We start from the raw sequence: 14,769 nt of genomic DNA, 5'->3' as shown, positions 1-14,769 counted from the left end.
AACCGGGGTCTGCGACTAGGCTCGGGGACACGACCACGACCCGAGGAGGGTGACCATGGCCGGTCAGGAGCAGATCAAGCCGCAGCGTCGCGACGGCGGGCCCGACGACGTCGACACCCCGGCCCCCGCGGCCGCCGCCGCCACCGCCCAGGTGAGCGAGATCGACGACATCCTCGACGAGATCGACGGGGTCCTCGAGTCCAACGCGGAGGAGTTCGTCCGCGGGTTCGTCCAGAAGGGCGGCCAGTGACCGCCGGAGCCGGCTCCGGGCGCCTGCCCTCCGCCTACCTCGTCCCGGGGTCCTCCTCCTTCACCGAGTTCCTGTCGGCCCACGCGCCGACGCTGCTGCCCTCGCGGCGGCCGCTGCCCCCGGGCGCGGCGCTCGAGGCACCCCACGGCACGACGATCGTGTCGGTCACGTACGCCGGTGGTGTCGTCATGGCCGGCGACCGGCGGGCGACGATGGGCAACATCATCGCCAACCGCGACATGGAGAAGGTCTTCGCCACCGACGAGTTCAGCCTCGTCGGCATCGCGGGGACGGCCGGGCTCGCCATTGAGCTCGTGCGCCTGTTCCAGGTCGAGCTCGAGCACTACGAGAAGATCGAGGGCACGCTCATGTCCCTCGAGGGCAAGGCCAACCGCCTCGCCTCGATGATCCGCGGCAACCTCGGGATGGCGATGCAGGGCCTGTCGGTCGTGCCGATGTTCGCCGGCTACGACCTCGAGCAGCAGCGCGGCCGGATCTTCTCCTACGACGTGACCGGCGGCTGCTACGAGGAGCAGGACCACCACAGCGTCGGCTCCGGCTCGCTCTTCGCGCGCGGGGCCCTCAAGAAGCTCTACCGGCGCGGCCTCACGCCCGAGCAGGCGGTGCGGGTCGCCGTCGAGACCCTCTACGACGCGGCCGACGACGACTCCGCGACCGGCGGGCCGGACGTCGGGCGCCGCATCTGGCCTACCGTCGGGCTCGTCGACGCCGAGGGGGCCCGGTTCGTGCCGCAGCCGGACCTCGCGCCGGTCGTCGACGCCATCATCACCGAGCGCTCGGAGGAGGCCCGATGACCGCCGGGATGCCGTTCTACGTCTCGCCCGAGCAGCTGATGAAGGACCGGGCCGACTTCGCGCGCAAGGGCATCGCCCGGGGCCGCTCGGTCGTCGTCCTCCAGTTCGACGCCGGCATCGCGTTCGTCGCCGAGAACCCCAGCCGCGCCCTGCACAAGGTCTCCGAGATCTACGACCGCATCGCGTTCGCGGCCGTCGGCAAGTACAACGAGTTCGAGAACCTCCGGGTCGCGGGCGTCCGCTACGCCGACCTGCGCGGGTACTCCTACGACCGCTCCGACGTGACGGCGCGCGGGCTGGCCAACGCCTACGCGCAGACGCTCGGCACCGTGTTCACCCAGGAGTCCAAGCCCTACGAGGTCGAGATCGTCGTCGCCGAGGTCGGGGCCAGCCCCGAGGGCGACCAGGTCTACCGCCTCACCTACGACGGCTCCGTCGCCGACGAGCACGGGTTCGTGGCGATGGGCGGGGGAGCGGAGCAGATCGAGACCGGCCTGCGCGAGGCGTGGCGGCCGGGGATGCACCTCGCCGACGCCCTCGCCCTCGCCGTCCGGCTGCTCGGCGCCGACCCGGCCGGGGGCGAGCCGCGCACGCTGGCCCCCGAGCAGCTCGAGGTCGCCGTCCTCGACCGGCACCGGCCGCGGCGGCGCTTCCGCCGCGTCCAGGGCGACCTGCTCGCGCGCCTGCTCAGCTCGGACGACCCCACGGCCGACGTCCCCGTGGGCGACGACGGCGACTCGACGCGCAGCGCCTCGACCAACCCGCAGACCCAGCGCCCCGAGGCGACCTCCGAGACCGCGGATGGTGGCGAGGGCGCGTGAGCACGCGCGGCAACCGGCGCATCTTCGGCATCGAGAACGAGTACGGAATCACCTGCTCGACCGGCGGCCAGCGCACGCTGACCCCCGACGAGGTGGCCCGCTACCTCTTCCGCAAGGTCGTCGCCTGGGGCCGCTCGAGCAACGTCTTCCTCACCAACGGCTCGCGCCTCTACCTCGACGTCGGCTCGCACCCCGAGTACGCGACGGCCGAGTGCGACTCGATCCGGCAGGTCGTCACGCACGACCGGGCGGGGGAGCGCATCGTCGAGGGGCTCGTCGCCGACGCGCAGCAGCGGCTGCGCGAGGACGGCGTCGCCGGCGACATCTACGTCTTCAAGAACAACACCGACTCCGCCGGCAACTCCTACGGATGCCACGAGAACTACCTCGTGACCCGCTCGGGCGAGTTCCAGGCGCTGTCCGAGACGCTGCTGCCGTTCCTCATCAGCCGCCAGCTGACCTGCGGCGCAGGCAAGCTCGTCACGACGAGCAAGGGCGCGTCGTACGCCCTGAGCCAGCGCGCCGACCACATCTGGGAGGGCGTCTCGTCGGCGACCACCCGCAGCCGGCCGATCATCAACACGCGGGACGAGCCGCACGCCGACGCCGAGCACTACCGGCGCCTGCACGTCATCGTCGGCGACTCAAACATGGCCGAGCCGACGACGATGCTCAAGATCGGGTCGGCCGACCTCGTGCTGCGGATGATCGAGAGCGGCGTCGTCATGCGCGACCTCACGCTCGAGAACCCGATCCGGGCGATCCGCGAGATCTCCCACGACATGTCCGGACGCCGCACCGTGCGGCTGGCCAACGGCCGCGAGCTGTCGGCGCTCGACCTCCAGCGCGAGTACCACGCGAGGGCCGCCGAGTTCGTCGAGCGCGAGGGCGCGGCCGACCCCCTCCACGCGCGCGTGCTCGAGCTGTGGGACCGCACGCTGACGGCCGTCGAGACCGGCAACCTCGGTCTCGTCGGGCGCGAGATCGACTGGGTCGTCAAGTACCGGCTCATCGACGAGTACGCCTCGAAGCACGGGCTCGACCTCGACCACCCGCGCCTGGCCCAGATCGACCTCGCCTACCACGACATCGACCGCTCGCGGGGCCTGTTCTACCTGCTCCAGCGCCGCGGCCGGGTCGAGCGCGTCGTGTCGGACCCGGAGGTCTTCGAGGCCAAGGTCCGCCCGCCCCAGACCACCCGGGCCAAGCTGCGCGGCGACTTCATCCGCGCCGCGCAGGCGCAGCGGCGGGACTTCACCGTCGACTGGGTGCACCTCAAGCTCAACGACCAGGCCCAGCGCACGGTCCTGTGCAAGGACCCCTTCCTCGCGCAGGACGCCCGCGTCGAGCGCCTCATCGAGGGCCTGACCGCCTGACCCGCGTGCACCGGGCTCTCAGGGAGCGATGCGGGAGTTCACATCCGCCGCGGTTATCGTGAGGAGACCGGTCGCGTCCCACTCCGCGCGGCGTCCCCGTCCCGAAGGTGTCCCAGACTCGTGCCCCGTCGCCTCACGTCCGTCCTGTCCGTCAGCGCCCTCGCCGGCGCGCTCCTGCTCACCGGCTGCGGTGAGGAGGAGGCCACGACCCCGTCGAGCTCGATCAGCGGCGTCACGGTCACCGGTGAGGCCCAGAAGGAGCCGAAGGTCACCGTCAAGGCCCCGGTCACCGTCTCGCGCACCCAGTCCCAGGTCCTCTCCGAGGGTGACGGCGCCGCGGTCACCCAGGACGACCTCGTGACCCTCCAGGCGATCCTCGTCAACGGCAAGGACGGCAAGGTCGTCACGAGCACGTGGAAGAGCGGCACCGTCGGCCTCGACCTCGGCGACCAGAACCTCTTCGCGTCGTTCAAGAGCCAGATCCCGGGCAAGAAGATCGGCACCCGGATGGTCATCGCCTCGACGCCGGCCGACGCCTACGGCGACACCGGCAACCAGCAGCTCGGCATCACCAAGGACGACCCGGTGATCTTCGTCCTCGACCTCGTCGGCGCCACCAAGGTGCTCGACGAGGCGCAGGGCACCGCCGTGGCCCCGAAGAAGGGCCTGCCGACGGTGACGATGAACGCCGGCAAGCCGGCGACCATCACGCCCGCCAAGGGCGCGAAGGCCCCGAGCGAGACCGTCGTCCAGCCGCTCGTCGAGGGCACGGGCGCCGAGGTGAAGAAGGGCCAGACCGTCCGGGTCGCCTACACCGGTGCGCTCTACCGCAACGGCGAGGTCTTCGACTCCAGCGCCAACCGCCCCGAGCAGCCCTTCTTCGAGTTCAAGCTCGGCGAGGGCCAGGTCATCAAGGGCTGGGACACCGGCCTCGAGGGCCAGAAGGTCGGCAGCCGCGTCCTCCTCGTCATCCCGCCGAAGGACGGCTACGGCGACGCCGGCAGCGGCGACAAGATCAAGGGCACCGACACCCTCGTCTTCGCGGTCGACATCCTCGCCGCGTACTGACCCGCGGACCCCTCCGCACCCCACCACCGCACGAGACCCCGAGAGGTACCCCCTGTGAGCGAGCCCACGAAGCCCGAGATCGACTTCCCCGGTGACGAGGCGCCGACCGAGCTGGTCGTCGAGGACATCACCGTCGGCGAGGGCGCCGAGGCCACCCCCGGCTCCACCGTGTCCGCCCACTACGTCGGGGTCGCGCACTCGACCGGCGAGGAGTTCGACGCCTCGTGGAACCGCGGCGCCCCGCTCGAGTTCCGGCTGGGCGTCGGCATGGTCATCGCCGGCTGGGACGAGGGCATCGTCGGGATGAAGGTCGGCGGCCGCCGCAAGCTGACCATCCCGTCGCACAAGGCCTACGGGGAGCGCGGCGCCGGCGGCGTCATCAAGCCCGGCGAGTCGCTGATCTTCGTCGTCGACCTCATGGACGTGCGCTGACCGACCCCGCGTGGGACCCGGCCGCCGCCGCCACGAGGAACGGCGCCGGGTCCTCCGCGAGGCCGCGGCCCATCGTCGACAGCCCGACCGGGCTGTCCGCGAGGGCCTCGGCCAGCCCGTCCACGGGCACCTCGACCGGGGTCAGCCGGGCCCGGGCGGTCGCCACGAGCCGCTGCAGCTGCTCACGCACCCGCGCGTCGAGCGCGGGGTCCGGCAGGGTCGTCACGGGCACGTCGGCCGCCGCATAGAGCGCCCGCCCGTACGCGGTGAGGCTGTGGTGGCTGATGCCGAGGTGCCGCTCGCGCCGGTCGGCGCCGGAGACGCGCAGCGCCGCGACCGGTCGCCCGCCGAGGACGTCGGCGGCGTGCAGCGCCTCCGCGGCCGCCACCCCCGAGTAGCCCCAGCGGGTGCCGGTGCCGACGTTGCCCGGCCCCTGGGCGACGACCGCGACGTCGGCGCCGACGACGTGCCGCGCCGCGAGCAGCCCGGTGTGGACGGTGACGGCCTCGTGGTCGCCCCCATAGGCCTGGCCGACGGTCAGGCACGCCGCGAGCCGACCGGACTCGCGCAGCCCCGCCACCGCCCGGGAGAACGCCGCGGGCAGCGCCCCGCCGTCGGTCATCACGTAGGCGACGGTCGCGTCGGGCCGCACCGCCTGGATCCCCGCGACGACCGCCGGCAGGGCGCTGTGCAGGTCGGCGACGACGACGGGCATCCCGCCGAGGTCGTCGGCCGCGGCGAGCATGTCGTGGTGGGGCGACTCCTGCTCGTCGACGGCGAGGAGCATCTGCTGCAGCGGCGTGTAGCGCGCCTTGACGATGTGGCCCGGGCCCGCGGGCGGGTCGGGGGGCAGGACGTCGCCGCGCGCGACGACGAAGGCGAGCCCGCCGGTGCCGAGGCCGCGCAGCAGCGCGGAGGCGTTGAGGAGCACCCGCTCGCCGGGCTCCGGGGCGCCGGTGACGGCCGTGTAGGCCAGCGCCCGCACCCGCTCGCCGGACCCCTCGAGGTCGACGGCCAGCTCGACGGAGCCCGGGCCACGCCGGACCTCCTCGGCCACGGTCCCGGCGCGCCAGTGCATCACGCCCGGCAGCGTAGCCGTCGGGTAGCGTCTCCCGGGTGAGCAGCCAGAGCGGGGGAGGTGCGCCGAGCGCGGCCCAGGTCAAGACCGAGCGGCTGCTCAACCTCGTCCTCGTGCTGCTCTACGCGCGACGCCCGCTCGCCAAGGCGCAGATCCGCCAGCTCGTGCCGCAGTACGGCCAGTCGGCCTCCACCGAGGCCTTCGAGCGGATGTTCGAGCGCGACAAGGACGAGCTGCGCGAGCTCGGCATCCCGCTCGTCACCGAGGACATCGACGCCTTCCACGACGACGAGCCCGGCTACCGCATCCACCAGCGCGACTACGCGCTGCCCGACATCGCCTTCGAGCCCGACGAGCTCGCGGTCCTCGGCCTCGCGAGCCGCACCTGGGCGCAGGCGTCCCTCGCCGGCCCGGCCGCCCAGGCGCTGCGCAAGCTGCGCGCCGCGGGCGTCGAGCGCGACACCGGGGCCCTCATCGGCATCGAACCGCGGCTGCGCACCGCCGAGCCGGCCTTCGACGCCGTCAAGGACGCGGTCCTGCGCCGGGTGCCCGTCTCCTTCACCTACCGCCGGCCCGAGGCCGCCGAGGGCGTCGAACGCCGGGTCAGGCCCTGGTCGCTCGTGTCGTGGCACGGCCGGTGGTACCTCAACGCCTATGACGAGGACCGCGAGGCCGCCCGCGTCTTCCGCCTCTCCCGGATCAGCGGCACGGTGCGGCGCACCGGGCGACCGGGGTCCTTCGAGGTGCCCGCCGACCACGAGCCGCGGGCCATGGTCGACGGCATCGCCCGGGACTCCTCCCAGCCCAGCCCGGCCGTCCTGCGCGTGCGGGTCGGCGCGGGCCACGCCCTGCGCCTGCGCGCCCGCACCGTCGGCGAGGTCGACGACGAGTGGTCGCTCGTCGACCTCGACCACGGCGACCTCTGGGCCTTCGCCGACGAGCTCGCCGGCTACGGCGCGGACGTCGTCGTCGAGCAGCCCCCCGAGCTGGTCGACGCCGTCCTCGAGCGCCTGCGCGGCGCGCTGGCCGCGCACGGCGGAGGGGCGGCCTGATGCCGCCCGCACCCCAGGAGACCGCGACCGCGCGGCTCGCCCGCCTGCTGACGATGGTCCCGTGGCTGGTCAACCGGCAGGGCATCGACCTCGACGAGGCGGCCGCCGACCTCGGCGTCAGCACCGAGCAGCTCGAAGCCGACCTCCAGCTGCTCTTCCTCTGCGGCTACGGCCAGATGCCCGACGAGCTCATCGAGGCGGACTGGGAGGGCGGCCGGGTCTTCCTCGGCAACGCCGACTCCATCGCCCGCCCGCTGCGCCTGGGCGTCGACGAGGCCGTGACGCTCATCGTCGGGCTGCGCGCGCTGCGCGAGGTCCCGGGCCTCGACGAGCGCGACGCCGTCGACCGCGCCCTCGCCAAGCTCGAGGCCGCCGCCGGCGAGGCCGCCGACCCCGCGAGCCGGGTGCTCGCCGAGGTCGCCGACGGCACCTCGGCCGACCTGCTGGCCCGGGCGCGCACCGCCCTCGCGACCCGGCGCCGGGTGCACCTGCGCTACCTCGTCCCGGCCCGCGACGAGGCCACCGAGCGAGACGTCGACCCCATGCGCGTCGTCGGCATCGACGGCCGCTGGTACCTCGAGGGCTGGTGCCACCGCGCCGAGGACACCCGGCTGTTCCGGCTCGACCGGGTCGAGGAGCTGACCGTCCTCGACGTCGACGGCACCCCGCCGCCGCAGGCCACCGAGCGCGACCTCTCCGAGGGCACCTTCCGCCCCGCGCCGGACGACCTCGTCGTCACCCTGCGCCTGCTCCCCGGGGCCACCTGGGTCTCGGACTACTACCCGGTCGAGTCGCTCGAGGAGGTGCCGGCCGCCGAGGGCGGCGGGCAGCTCGTGCGCATCGCGACGGCCGACACCGCGTGGCTGCACCGGCTGCTGCGGCGCCTCGGCGGGCGCGGGTACGTCACCGAGCCGGCCGACGTCGTCGCCGAGGTGCGCGAGGGCGCGGCCGCGGCCCTCGCCGGCTACCCGACGCTCCGCGCCGGCCGGGAGCGCTGACCCGTGCTGCCGTGGTGGGGATGGACGCTGCTCTGGGTGGTCCTGCTCGTCGGGGGCGCCGTCCTCGTCGGGCTGCGGGCCCGGGCGACGTGGCGCAGCCTGCGCGCCCTGACCGCCGAGCTCGGGCGGGCCGGCCGGCTCGTCGAGGAGCTCGAGCGCGCCGCCGCCGTCGACCGCGAGCCGGAGGCACCGGTCACAGCCGTCGTCCAGGATCCGCACAGCCTGCGGGAGGAGCATCGGCGCGAGCGGGCCCGGCAGGCCGACGCGCGGAGAACCCGCAACGCCGAGCGGATGCCGCCCTGGGCCCGCGTACACTGACGAACGACCGCGATCTCTGAAGGAGATGGACCCTCATGGGCAGGCTCGGACCCACCGAAATCATCATCATCGCCGTGTTGATCATCGTGATCTTCGGCTGGAAGCGTCTCCCCGACGCCGCGCGCAGCCTGGGCCGCTCGGCTCGCGTCTTCAAGTCCGAGGTGGACGAGATGAAGCGCGAGAACGAGGCCAACAAGACGCCCGCCTCGAGCGAGACGGTGCGCGGTGAGTCCCTCACGACCGCCCGTCCGGTCGACGAGGTCGTGACCCCGGACCCCCACGGCAACGCGGTGCACGAGCGCGCCCCGCGGACGGACAACCAGTCCGGCCCGACCGTCTGACGCGGGAGACCCGCACCCTCCATGGCCCGACTGCGCCGACGCTCTCAAGACCCCGAGGGCCGGATGACGCTGGCCGAGCACTTCCGCGAGTTCCGGCGGCGCCTCTTCGTGGCGGCGGCCGCCGTGCTCGTGGGTGCCATCGTCGCCGCCGTCTACTACGACGAGGTCTTCGAGTTCCTCGCCGACCCGTTCTACGAGTACGCGCGCGCCAACCCCCAGAACGACATCAGCCTGAACTTCGGCGAGGCGACCTCCGCGCTCTCCAACCTCATCAGCCTGTCGATCTTCGTGGGCGTGGTCGCCTCGAGCCCGGTCTGGCTGTGGCAGGCGTGGCGTTTCGTCGTCCCGGGCCTGACCCGCAAGGAGAAGAGGGTCAGCCTGGCGTTCGTCGGTGCGACGGTGCCGCTCTTCCTCCTCGGCTGCGGGCTGGCGTACGTGATCCTGCCCCAGAGCCTCGCGATCCTCTACGGCCTCTCGCCGGCGGGGACCTCGAACATCCAGCAGGTGTCGATGTACTTCTCGTTCGTCACCCGCTTCATCCTCGTGTTCGGCGTCGGGTTCCTCTTCCCGGTGGTCCTCGTCGGGCTCAACGTCGTCGGGGCGATGCCCGCGGCCCGGCTCATCAAGGGCTGGCGCGTCGCGGTCGTCCTCATCTTCGTCTTCGCCGCGGTCGCGACGCCGACGGCCGACCCCTTCACGATGTTCGTCTTCGCGGCGCCGCTCACGCTGCTCTACTTCGGGGCCTGGTTCGTCTGCCGAATCCTCGACAAGCGCAAGGCGGCCAACCGGCCGGACTGGCTCGAGGTCGACGACACCGAGGCCTCGCAGCTCTGACTCAGAGCCCGGCCAGCACCTGGGCCAGGACGATCTTGGTGATCATCGCGACCGGGTAGACGAGCGCGTACGCCACGCCGACCCGGGTGTCGTAGCCGGTGCGGTCGTTGACGTGGGCGAGGACCGCCGGCTGGGTCTGGGCCCCGGCCAGCGTGCCGGCGACGTCGAGCCACGTCGCCCGGCGCAGGACCCGGGTGCCGAGGACCAGCAGCACCGCGACCGAGCCCGAGAGGACCAGCCCCAGGACGGCTACACGCCACCCCTGGTCGGAGGTCATGGCCTCGGTGACCGAGCGGCCGGCGCGCACCCCCGCGTAGGCGAGGAAGGTGACCATCCCGAGGGCGGCGAGCGACTGGGCCGCGCCGTGCGACATCGAGGTGACGACCGGACCCACGCGCCCGACCCGGCCGAAGACCAGGCCGACGAGCAGCGTCCCGGCGGCCGCCCCGACCGTGAACCCCCCGCCGGGCAGGGGGACGTGGACCAGCCCCAGACCCATCCCCGCGGCGAGGCCGAGGGCCAGGCCCCGACGTTGATGTCCGACATCCCGCGGTCGCTGTCGCCGAGGTAGCGGCCCACCTCGGGCATCCGGTCCCGCGGGGCGATGACCCGCAGCCGGTCGCCCATCGCGAGGACGAAGGTGTCGTGGGCGACGAGGTCGAGGTCGCCGCGACGGACCCGGCTGACGACGGCGCCGTAGCGGCGCCCGAGGTCGACCTCGGCGACCGTGTGCCCGACGAGCGACGTCGTCGAGAGGGTCACGCGCCGGAAGTCGAGCTCGCGGCGGTCCTCGACGATGTCGTGCGACGACACGTGGCCCAGCCGCGCGGCGACGGCGCCGAGCAGCTCCCGGGGATGCGCTCCGTGCCGGCGGGGACGACCGTGGGGTTGGCCAGGTGCGCGTGCTTGATGCGCGACACCGCCACCCGGTGGTCGTGGGCGGCGGTCAGGCCGGCGACGGTCAGCGGCTGGTCGACCTCGACGCGCACGGTGAGGTGGCCGATCTCCTCACGCCGCGGGGAGGCTCCCGGCCGCCGCAGCGACCAGGCGGCGGCGACGAGGACGACGAGCACACCGCCGAGACAGCTGATCGAGTACCCCACCGTCGGTGCGGCGGGGTCGGCGGCCCGCGCCGAGGCCGCCGCCAGGGCCGGGGTGTTGGTCATGGCGCCCGCGAACGTGCCGGCGACCGTGCCCGGGGTCAGGCCGAGCGCCCGCCCGAGGAGCACGGCCACCGCGGCGACGAGCACGAGGCCGCCGGCGACGACGAGCATCGTCGGCCAGCCACGGCGCAGCGAGGCGAAGAAGTGGGTGCCCGAGACGACACCGACCGTGTACGTGAACAGGACCAGGCCGAAGGTGCCGACCACCTCGGGGACCTCGAGCTCGACGCCGGACGCGACGGCCGCGGCCGACCCGGCGAGCGCCACGAAGAGCACGGCGGCCGGGCCGAGCCGCACCCCGAGGACCCGGACGTGGCCCACGGCCGCCCCGAGGGTCAGCAGGACCGCGAGGAGCAGGAGGGGTGCGTCCGCGAGGAACGAGAACACCGTGCTCACGTCGCGATCCTCCCACCGGGCCCGGCCGGGGGCCCGGAACCCCGTGCGGGTCGGTCGCGGCGGCGATAGCGTTCGGCCCATGCCGCGCCTCGGCCTCGTCGTCAACCCCACGTCGGGCAGGAACACCGGCGCCCGCGTGGGCGTCGAGGCCCTGACCCTCCTGCGGGCCGCCGGCGCCGAGGTCGTCGACCTCTCGGCCGCCGACGCGGCGGGGGCCCTCGCGCACGGCCGCGCCGCCGTCGCCGAGCGCTCCGTCGACGCCCTCGTGGTCGCCGGCGGTGACGGGATGGTGCACCTCGGCGCGAACCTCGTCGCCGGGACGGGCATCCCGCTCGGCATCGTCGCGGCGGGAACCGGCAACGACATCGCCCGCGAGCTCGGGCTGCCCGTCCGGGACGCGGCGGCGGCCGTCGAGCGCATCCTCGCCGGGCGCACGCGGGCCGTCGACGCCGCGCGGCACGTGACACCGGCGGGGGAGGAGCGGTGGTTCCTCGGGGTGCTCGCCGCCGGGTTCGACGCGGTCGTCAACGAGCGGGCCAACCAGTGGCGCTGGCCGAAGGGCCGGATGCGCTACAACCTCGCGATCGTCCGGGAGCTGCCGGTCTTCCGCCCCATCCCGTACGCCCTGACCCTCGACGGCGAGCGGCACGAGACCGAGGCGATGCTCGTCGCGGTCGGCAACGGCCCCTCGTACGGCGGCGGGATGCGGGTGACGCCCGACGCGCGCTTCGACGACGGGCTGCTCGACGTCCTCGTCCTGCACCGCCTGCCGGTGCCCGAGTTCCTCCGCGTCTTCCCGAAGGTCTTCAGCGGCGCGCACGTCGGGCACCCGGCCGTCGAGGTGCTGCGGGCCCGCCGGGTCACGCTCGAGGCGACCGGCATCGTCGCGTACGCGGACGGCGAGCGCTTCGGACCGCTGCCGCTCGAGGTCGAGGCCGTGCCGGGTGCCGTGTCCGTCCTCGCCTGACCCGCGCCGCCCTCCGGTGACGCACCCCTGACGTAGCCTGAGGCCATGCCCAGTCCCGCCGAGCGGTACGCCGCGGCCCAGGCGCGGTCCCGACGGGAACGGTCCGAGCTCGGCCGCTTCGTCGCCGCCCTCGACTTCCCCCTCGACGACTTCCAGCTCCAGGCCTGCGAGGCCGTCGAGTCGGGCCAGGGCGTCCTCGTCGCCGCCCCGACGGGCGCCGGCAAGACGATCGTCGGCGAGTTCGCCGTGCACCTGGCCCTCGCCACCGGGCGGAAGGCGTTCTACACGACGCCGATCAAGGCCCTCTCGAACCAGAAGTACCACGACCTCGTGCGCGTGCACGGCGCCGAGAACGTCGGCCTGCTGACCGGCGACAGCTCGGTCAACGGCGAGGCCCCCGTCGTCGTCATGACGACCGAGGTGCTGCGCAACATGATGTACGGCGGCTCCTCGACCCTCACCGGGCTCGGCTACGTCGTCATGGACGAGGTGCACTACCTCGCCGACCGCTTCCGCGGCGCCGTCTGGGAGGAGGTCATCATCCACCTGCCCGAGTCGGTGCAGGTCGTCTCCCTCTCGGCGACGGTGAGCAACGCCGAGGAGTTCGGCGCCTGGCTGGCCGAGGTGCGCGGCAACCACGAGGTCGTCGTCTCGGAGCACCGGCCGGTGCCCCTGTTCCAGCACATGCTCGTCGGCACGACGATGTTCGACCTCTTCGCGGGCAACCGGGTCAACCCCGACCTGCTCCACGCGATCCGCAGCGCCGAGCAGCGCGGCCGGCACACCGAGGACGCGCGCCGGCTCGGCGGGCCCACGGGCGGCGGCCACCGCGGCGGCCGGGGGCGGCGCGACCACCAGGCCCCGCGCGGTCCCGGTGGGGGAGCGGGCGGCCGCGGGTTCGCGCGCGGCAGCCGTCCGGCGGGTGGCGCCACCCGCGCCGAGGTCGTCCTCGACCTCGAGCGCGAGGGCCTGCTCCCGGCGATCACCTTCATCTTCAGCCGGGTCGGCTGCGAGGCCGCCGTCGGGCAGCTGCTCTCGGCCGGGGTCCGCCTCGTCCCCGAGCGCGAGGGCGAGCGCATCCGCCGGCACGTCGAGGAGCGGGTCGAGTCGCTGGCCGACGAGGACCTCGGGGTCCTCGGCTTCTGGGACTTCCTCGAGGGGCTGAGCCGCGGCTTCGCGGCGCACCACGCCGGGATGCTCCCGCTCTTCCGCGAGATCGTCGAGGAGCTGTTCACCGACGGTCGCATCCGCGCCGTGTTCGCCACCGAGACACTGGCCCTCGGCATCAACATGCCCGCGCGCACGGTCGTCCTCGAGAAGCTCGTCAAGTACAACGGCGAGGCCCACGTCGACATCACGCCCGCCGAGTACACGCAGCTGACCGGGCGCGCCGGGCGCCGGGGCATCGACGTCGAGGGGCACGCGGTCGTCCAGTGGACCCGGGGGATGGACCCGATGGCCGTCGGCGGTCTCGCGTCGACCCGTACCTACCCGCTGCGCTCGAGCTTCCGGCCCACGTACAACATGGCCGTCAACCTCGTCCGGCAGGTCGGCCGCGAGACGACCCGCGAGCTGCTCGAGACCTCCTTCGCGCAGTTCCAGGCCGACCGCGCCGTCGTCGGGCTCGCGACCCAGCTGCGCAAGAACGAGGACGGCCTCGACGGCTACGCCGAGGCGATGCACTGCGACTTCGGCGACTTCCGCGAGTACGCCCGCATCCGCCGCGAGCTCGCCGACGCCGAGAAGGACGGTCGCAAGGCCCGGGCCGCGTCACGCCGGGCCGAGGCCGCGGTGTCGATGGAGGCGCTGCGCGTCGGCGACGTCATCCGCATCCCCGCCGGGCGACGGGCCGGGTGGGCGGTCGTCGTCCAGCCGGCCCGCACCGCCAAGGGCGCGCCGACCGGGCCGGCGGTCGTCACCGAGGACAAGCAGTTCCGGCGGCTGACCCTCGTCGACGTGCCCGAGCCGGTCGAGGCGATGGCCCACGTGGCCGTGCCGAAGCACTTCAACCCGAAGTCGCCGAAGTCGCGCCGCGACCTGGCCACCGCCCTGCGCGTCGCGACGCCGCACGGCCTCGAGGACGCGCCCTCGCGCCGCGGCCGCACCGACGTCACCGCGGCGGACACCGACCTGACCGACCACCTGCGCCGGCAGCTGCGCGAGCACCCCTGCCACCAGTGCCCCCGGCGCGAGGAGCACGCCCGGTGGGCCGAGCGCTGGTGGCGCCTCAAGCGCGAGACGACCGGCCTGCAGCGGCGGGTCGAGGGGCGCACCAACACCGTGGCCCGGACCTTCGACCGCATCTGCGAGGCGCTGGAGTCCCTCGGCTACCTCGCCGAGCAGGGCACGGTCGTCACCGAGCGCGGGGAGCGGCTGCGCCGGCTCTACACCGAGAAGGACCTGCTGGCCGCCGAGTGCCTGCGCCACGACGTGTGGAAGCGCCTCGACGCCCCGGGGCTGGCGGCGGCCGTCTCCGCCCTGGTCCACGAGCCGCGGCACGAGGAGGCCGACGTCTCGCCGCGGATGCCGAACGACGACGTCGCCGAGGCCGTGCGCGAGATGGAGCGCCTCTGGGCCGGCATCGAGGTGCTCGAGACCGAGCACGACCTGCCGACCACCTCGATGCCCGACGGCGGCATGGCGTGGATGGTGCACCGCTGGGCGTCCGGCGGGCGGCTCGACGACGTGCTGCGCGGCCAGGACATGGCCGCCGGCGACTTCGTGCGCCGCTGCAAGCAGCTCGTCGACCTGCTCGACCAGATCGGTGACGCCGCCACCGACACCCAGCTGCGCCGCACGGCGCGCACGGCGGTCGACGCGGTGATGCGCGGCGTCGTCGCGGCCGACCGCCTCGACTGAG

Annotated in this window: 16 protein-coding genes and 1 pseudogene; 13 read left to right on the top strand and 4 right to left on the bottom strand. The window is 74.0% G+C overall.

Features of this window, described 5'->3' with window-relative positions; all coding sequences use genetic code 11:
* Window positions 1-55: 55 nt before the first annotated feature.
* The 6 genes from HL663_RS13045 (at window position 56) to HL663_RS13020 (ending at window position 4,762) form a co-directional block, all read left to right on the top strand.
* Window positions 56-250 (top strand): ubiquitin-like protein Pup, encoded by a 195-nt coding sequence (locus HL663_RS13045; RefSeq protein ID WP_173028781.1) that lies wholly within the window; start codon window positions 56-58, stop codon window positions 248-250.
* Complete coding sequence (gene prcB / locus HL663_RS13040; RefSeq protein WP_173028780.1) at window positions 247-1,065, top strand: proteasome subunit beta; 819 nt, start codon at window positions 247-249, stop codon at window positions 1,063-1,065. The genes HL663_RS13045 and prcB overlap by 4 nt, the downstream gene beginning before the upstream one ends.
* Complete coding sequence (gene prcA / locus HL663_RS13035; RefSeq protein WP_173028779.1) at window positions 1,062-1,886, top strand: proteasome subunit alpha; 825 nt, start codon at window positions 1,062-1,064, stop codon at window positions 1,884-1,886. Before prcB ends, prcA begins: the two co-directional genes overlap by 4 nt.
* The gene (pafA, locus tag HL663_RS13030) at window positions 1,883-3,262 is read left to right on the top strand and encodes a Pup--protein ligase (RefSeq protein WP_173028778.1); all 1,380 of its coding nucleotides are present in this window, start codon (window positions 1,883-1,885) and stop codon (window positions 3,260-3,262) included. The genes prcA and pafA overlap by 4 nt, the downstream gene beginning before the upstream one ends.
* A 120-nt stretch (window positions 3,263-3,382) precedes the next feature.
* Complete coding sequence (locus HL663_RS13025; RefSeq protein ID WP_173028777.1) at window positions 3,383-4,330, top strand: FKBP-type peptidyl-prolyl cis-trans isomerase; 948 nt, start codon at window positions 3,383-3,385, stop codon at window positions 4,328-4,330.
* 54 nt (window positions 4,331-4,384) lie between these two features.
* Window positions 4,385-4,762: an FKBP-type peptidyl-prolyl cis-trans isomerase gene (locus HL663_RS13020; RefSeq protein ID WP_173028776.1), complete on the top strand. Its 378-nt coding sequence runs from the start codon at window positions 4,385-4,387 to the stop codon at window positions 4,760-4,762.
* On the opposite strand, the gene HL663_RS13015 is transcribed toward HL663_RS13020, so the two are convergent.
* Window positions 4,746-5,843, bottom strand: coding sequence for a DUF3866 family protein (locus HL663_RS13015; protein ID WP_502709026.1), 1,098 nt, complete (start codon window positions 5,841-5,843; stop codon window positions 4,746-4,748). The genes HL663_RS13020 and HL663_RS13015 overlap by 17 nt on opposite strands.
* A 35-nt stretch (window positions 5,844-5,878) precedes the next feature.
* On the opposite strand from HL663_RS13015, the gene HL663_RS13010 reads away from it, so the two are divergent.
* The 5 genes from HL663_RS13010 to tatC all read left to right on the top strand — a co-directional run bounded on the left by HL663_RS13010 (window position 5,879) and on the right by tatC (window position 9,383).
* Complete coding sequence (locus HL663_RS13010; RefSeq protein ID WP_173028775.1) at window positions 5,879-6,892, top strand: helix-turn-helix transcriptional regulator; 1,014 nt, start codon at window positions 5,879-5,881, stop codon at window positions 6,890-6,892.
* Entirely contained in the window at window positions 6,892-7,890 is a 999-nt protein-coding gene (locus tag HL663_RS13005; protein WP_173028774.1) for a helix-turn-helix transcriptional regulator, read from the top strand. Before HL663_RS13010 ends, HL663_RS13005 begins: the two co-directional genes overlap by 1 nt.
* A 3-nt stretch (window positions 7,891-7,893) precedes the next feature.
* On the top strand, window positions 7,894-8,208 hold the full coding sequence (locus HL663_RS13000) for a hypothetical protein (protein WP_173028773.1): 315 nt from the start codon (window positions 7,894-7,896) through the stop codon (window positions 8,206-8,208).
* Between the two features lie 74 nt (window positions 8,209-8,282).
* Entirely contained in the window at window positions 8,283-8,549 is a 267-nt protein-coding gene (locus HL663_RS12995; RefSeq protein WP_286175616.1) for a twin-arginine translocase TatA/TatE family subunit, read from the top strand.
* A 63-nt stretch (window positions 8,550-8,612) separates the two neighbouring features.
* Complete coding sequence (tatC, locus tag HL663_RS12990; protein WP_173028771.1) at window positions 8,613-9,383, top strand: twin-arginine translocase subunit TatC; 771 nt, start codon at window positions 8,613-8,615, stop codon at window positions 9,381-9,383.
* A 1-nt stretch (window position 9,384) separates the two neighbouring features.
* On the opposite strand, the gene HL663_RS19395 is transcribed toward tatC, so the two are convergent.
* The 3 genes and pseudogenes from HL663_RS19395 to HL663_RS19175 form a co-directional block, all read right to left on the bottom strand.
* Window positions 9,385-9,882, bottom strand: coding sequence for an aspartate-alanine antiporter-like transporter (locus HL663_RS19395; RefSeq protein ID WP_286175614.1), 498 nt, complete (start codon window positions 9,880-9,882; stop codon window positions 9,385-9,387).
* Window positions 9,883-10,004: 122 nt separating this feature from the next.
* Window positions 10,005-10,145 (bottom strand): annotated as a pseudogene (locus HL663_RS19390) (TrkA C-terminal domain-containing protein); the annotation flags it as partial.
* Window positions 10,142-10,942 carry an aspartate-alanine antiporter-like transporter gene (locus HL663_RS19175; protein ID WP_216842562.1) on the bottom strand — a complete coding sequence of 267 codons (801 nt, stop codon included), beginning with the start codon at window positions 10,940-10,942 and terminating at the stop codon, window positions 10,142-10,144. The pseudogene HL663_RS19390 and the gene HL663_RS19175, both read right to left, overlap by 4 nt.
* Before the next feature lie 79 nt (window positions 10,943-11,021).
* On the opposite strand from HL663_RS19175, the gene HL663_RS12980 reads away from it, so the two are divergent.
* Both HL663_RS12980 and HL663_RS12975 read left to right on the top strand, forming a co-directional pair.
* Window positions 11,022-11,909, top strand: a complete 888-nt coding sequence (locus HL663_RS12980) for a YegS/Rv2252/BmrU family lipid kinase (RefSeq protein ID WP_173028770.1) — start codon at window positions 11,022-11,024, stop codon at window positions 11,907-11,909.
* A 45-nt stretch (window positions 11,910-11,954) separates the two neighbouring features.
* Window positions 11,955-14,768 (top strand): DEAD/DEAH box helicase, encoded by a 2,814-nt coding sequence (locus HL663_RS12975; RefSeq protein ID WP_173028769.1) that lies wholly within the window; start codon window positions 11,955-11,957, stop codon window positions 14,766-14,768.
* Window position 14,769 lies beyond the last annotated feature (1 nt).

The organism is Arthrobacter sp. NEB 688 (genome assembly GCF_013201035.1).
Lineage (GTDB): Bacteria > Actinomycetota > Actinomycetes > Actinomycetales > Dermatophilaceae > Phycicoccus.
The sequence above is the reverse complement of the archived record's forward strand: the minus strand, read 5'-3'. Positions and strand labels throughout refer to the sequence as shown.